Source organism: Campylobacter sp. Cr9, assembly GCF_020138295.1.
Taxonomy (GTDB): domain Bacteria; phylum Campylobacterota; class Campylobacteria; order Campylobacterales; family Campylobacteraceae; genus Campylobacter_E.
The window spans coordinates 1-329 of record NZ_JACGBH010000048.1 but is presented as its reverse complement, the minus strand read 5'-3'; the positions used below and the strand labels follow the sequence as shown (position 1 = coordinate 329).

The window sequence follows — 329 nt, the reverse complement described above, 5'->3', positions numbered from 1 at the left end:
AAACAAGCCTTCACTATGATTGAACTAATATTTGTAATAGTTATTTTAGGAGCATTAGCAGCAGTTGCAATTCCTAGATTAAGTGCTACTAGAGATGATGCCGAGATAGTAAAATCAGCTCAAAACCTAGCTATATTATTAGAAGATTTAAGCTCATACTATACAACTCAAACAAACTTTAGTAGCAATTTAAAAGATATGACTTCACAAGAATTAAAAGATGATAAATTTTTTAATATTAAAAATACTGATTGCTTAGAAATAACTACTGATGAATATTTCATAGTAGTTAAAAAATTAAAAACTAAAAGCGAAATATGTGATAAATT

General features: G+C 26.1%; 1 protein-coding gene. It reads left to right on the top strand.

Going from position 1 to position 329, the window contains the following annotated elements:
- On the top strand, nt 1–329 hold a 329-nt coding region (locus AVANS14531_RS09165; protein WP_336612167.1), incomplete at both ends, for a type II secretion system protein.